Annotated in this window: 2 protein-coding genes and 2 pseudogenes; 1 reads left to right on the forward strand and 3 read right to left on the reverse strand. The window is 59.6% G+C overall.

What is annotated here, in order from left to right; translation table 11 throughout:
- Positions 1 to 143 precede the first annotated feature (143 nt).
- The 3 genes and pseudogenes from C5F44_RS18215 to C5F44_RS17530 all read right to left on the reverse strand — a co-directional run.
- Positions 144 to 248 (reverse strand): annotated as a pseudogene (locus C5F44_RS18215) (IS5/IS1182 family transposase); the annotation flags it as partial.
- Between the two features lie 139 nt (positions 249 to 387).
- The gene (locus C5F44_RS17525; protein ID WP_107674925.1) at positions 388 to 1,386 is read right to left on the reverse strand and encodes a formylglycine-generating enzyme family protein; all 999 of its coding nucleotides are present in this window, start codon (positions 1,384 to 1,386) and stop codon (positions 388 to 390) included.
- A 369-nt stretch (positions 1,387 to 1,755) separates the two neighbouring features.
- The gene (locus C5F44_RS17530) at positions 1,756 to 2,673 is read right to left on the reverse strand and encodes a GNAT family N-acetyltransferase (RefSeq protein ID WP_107674927.1); all 918 of its coding nucleotides are present in this window, start codon (positions 2,671 to 2,673) and stop codon (positions 1,756 to 1,758) included.
- A gap of 395 nt (positions 2,674 to 3,068) precedes the next feature.
- On the opposite strand from C5F44_RS17530, the pseudogene C5F44_RS17535 reads away from it, so the two are divergent.
- A pseudogene (locus tag C5F44_RS17535) lies at positions 3,069 to 3,411 on the forward strand (glycosyltransferase); the annotation flags it as partial.

The following is a 3,411-nucleotide window of genomic DNA, read 5'->3' on the forward strand; positions in this document are numbered from 1 at the left end:
GTGGGGGATCGCGGAGGATCTGTTCTTCGCTGAACTCCGATCTGTTCATGCCCGGCCCTTTCCCTGGGCCAGACGCGAGCATCAGATGGACGAGGTATCGGGTGTCACAGCATACGCCACGGCGATCCGGTGCGTTCGATTCAGAAAATCCCACCCAGAACAAGGCGGTGGTTCAGAGGGTTGCGCCCATTCGGAGCGCGGAGGCCGAGGATGAAGCGCTCATGGAACGCCCACTCCTCATCCGACATCAGGTCTCAGGCCAAGCTGGTCTCCATCGCAGATACCCGCCTGAAACAAGATCAGAACTCCCTGTGAATCCCTTTTGTCAACACGACATACCCTATAACGCGGAGAGTGGTCGAACTACCACCGTCGGCATCAAGGGCGCTATTGCTTGCTTTCCTGCACAAGAAGTTCTCTGATAAGGCGAAACCCGAAGAAAGCGCGCCTGTAATCCTCTTCAGGGCGGAAACGGTGCGCTGGCCGCAGGCCATCCATAGCCGTGTTGAATGCCCCGCCCTTGCCGACCCGTCGGCAGGGTGACTTCGCCTCGGCCTCCGCCAGATAGGCACTGTCCGTCGCCAGTCCCAGATGCGTGTCGGTCCAGCATGAAAGCGTAATCTCTGCAACATTCCCGGACATGTGTCGAACACCCCAGGCGTTTGCAGCCTCCAGTTCGTTGACCGGAACCGGGGCTTTCCGCTCGATGATATCCGGTCGTGGCATCTTGAGCAGGTTCTCGGTGGCGCTGCGCGAAAAATTGGCCTGGTCTGACCTCAGTTCATCGCCTTGCGCGAAGGGTGTATCCGTCCCGGCGCGGGCGGCATATTCCCACTCGGCCTCGGTCGGCAGACGATAGACCTGCGCACCGACCCGGCGGTTCAGCCAGGCAACATAATCCTGCACATCAAGGTAAGAGACATTGATCACAGGGTGCTGTGGCCCAAGTGTTCGATAGCCGGTCATTGTCAGCACGCGGTGATCGGGCACATACGGACACTCCCCGTCTGCGACACAAGACATCCATTCGGCATGGGTCACCTCATTGCGGCCGATGGCATAGGGGATATCCATCTCGACCTGATGGCGGGGGTGTTCGCTGGGGATGATGTTGATTTCATCAGGTTCGCGAACGCGGAGAACGAAATCCTTGGCGTCAACCGGACCATAGATGTCGAACGGATCCTTCGACTCGCCCGGAACCGCCCCCATCATGAATGAGCCGGCCGGCATGACGACCATTTCAGGGCACTGATCGCAGTCCTTGAAAACAGAAAACGGGGGAAGGCTTCCATGAGAAACGACTTGGGCACTGGCAGGCCGGTCTGCGCAGGAAATGGCTGCAACGATCATCAACCCAAAACCTGCAGCAAAACCGAGTGACATGCCCTAGACGCACCCCGCAACCGATCTGACTTGCGACATTCAGGCACCCGGCTGACTTGCTCCGCAACCCATGCTTGAATTTCGTGCCTGACATGTCAATCTCAATCCACCTCTATGGTTTCGACCGCCGGAGATGGCCCCAGGACACTGTGTCAGCCGAAAACACAGCCGCAACAGCCAAGCTACGGGCGCGGCCTGATCCAGGTCGGTCAGCAGATTCGATTGTTATGCCGGCCCAGATTGGCAACAAGCACCGCGCCGAATGATATGGCAGCAAACCTGCTGCGGCCACGGCCAGCGCCGTGGATGGGCGCCCGGGATCAATGCGCCCAACATGGTCTGGGTTTTGGGCCCCGGAAGCGTGGCAGCCTATACGCGCATTCGCGACAGCATGATCGGCAACCCTTCCGGTGCGAACGACCCTCGGACCATCAAGGGTGTAGGATAGGGGTTTGGAATCTCGTCATATTCCGGCGCCAAAAGATCGGGCGTCAGATGCAGGATCACCCGGGAACCAGCATAGGCCAAGGCGGCCGCGATGTCCTGCACCTGTGGGATGGATGCGGCGATGACATCCAGAAGGATCATTGCTTTGCCTTCGCGGCCCCGGACAGCGATGATCGCATCCAGATCGGTCAGATGCAGCACCTCGATACCGGGGTTCGCCAATGCAGCCATGAAAAATGCAGAAGCGTGATCGCGGGTTGATGCGACCAGGGATGTTGGTGCCCTTGTGGCAAAGCAAGTCTTGATCAGGTCGATGTCCTTTGCCTGATCCATGGCAAGGCGGCGGTAACGCGGAGCGTGGAGCGAGGGCTGCACGGGAACCACGAAGGCGCTCGACGGCACCGGCCTGAAGCCCCATGGCACAAAGATATCTGGCTTGTCTGTGGTAAAGACAATCGGGCAGGAACGATTGTCGGCATGGGCAACCACTTTCTGGATCAGGTCGGTGAACAGCCCCTTGCCGCGAAAATCAGGCCTGACCCCGACCGATTGAATTCCCAACGCCTGGATATCCGTGCCCTGAAGACAAAGCCGACGCGGGAAAACGCTTATGTTCGCGGCCAGCTCGCTGCCATGCCACCAACCGAACGTGACAGTCTCAGGGTCATGGCCGATGGAAAGCAGCGGGGACGCGTCGACAGAAAAGATGTCACGGATGAACCGTATCAGCCCCGGCATGATCGTTTCGCCCGAGATCGGGCCTGCGTAATGCCAGAGCTTTTGCGGATTTGATCTGGCCATTCGTCCGTTGCAGCCGATTACCCGCATAGCATCGACCATCGGATCGGCTGTTGCAAGGTGAGGGCGCCGGAGGCCAGTTCGCCGGCTGCGGCACGGGTCCGTCACGGGATGCTGCTGCCATCGGTGGTTGAAGGCCGGTCCAGGTCAGACGGGCAAGCGCTATTGCGGGGCAGGTCAGGAATGATAACCATGTCTTCGACATTCCATCAGTTATGAGGCCGTTGTGAGCGACAAGCAGAGGCCCACAAGGGGCGCCGGATACTTGTTGTCGGGCGCGAAAAGGCGGGTATTCCCGTGATATCGCCCTGTGTCGCACGCAACGCCGGCCTGAAGCGGTTGGTGTTCAAGCCGTATTCGGCGGACAAGCCGAAGCCATCCGTCATTCGCGCCAGACAGCGCAGGGGCCTGCGGCACGAACAGGCGGCATGTGAACCATGCTAAGCGACCTTTTCGATGCAGACTACTATCGGCGCCTGTCAGGATGCGATCAGGGGATCGGCGGGCTTGTGCAGCATTTCGTTGCCTATGGCGACGCTGCGGGGTTGGACCCAAGCCCGTATTTCTCGACGGTCTGGTACAAGGCCCGGTATCCGAACTGGGCACGCCACGGCGCAAGGACTGCGTTCGAGGACTTTCTGTTTCAGGTGCAGCGCAACGTAAAACGCCAGCCTCATCCCTTGATCGACCCGGACGACTATCGCGCCGCTTATCCCGATCTGGAGGGGCTGGGTGCGGCCGTCGTCTTGCATTTCATGCGTCATGGTGATGGCGAGGGCC

This window comes from Fuscovulum blasticum DSM 2131 (assembly GCF_003034965.1).
Lineage (GTDB): Bacteria > Pseudomonadota > Alphaproteobacteria > Rhodobacterales > Rhodobacteraceae > Pseudogemmobacter > Pseudogemmobacter blasticus.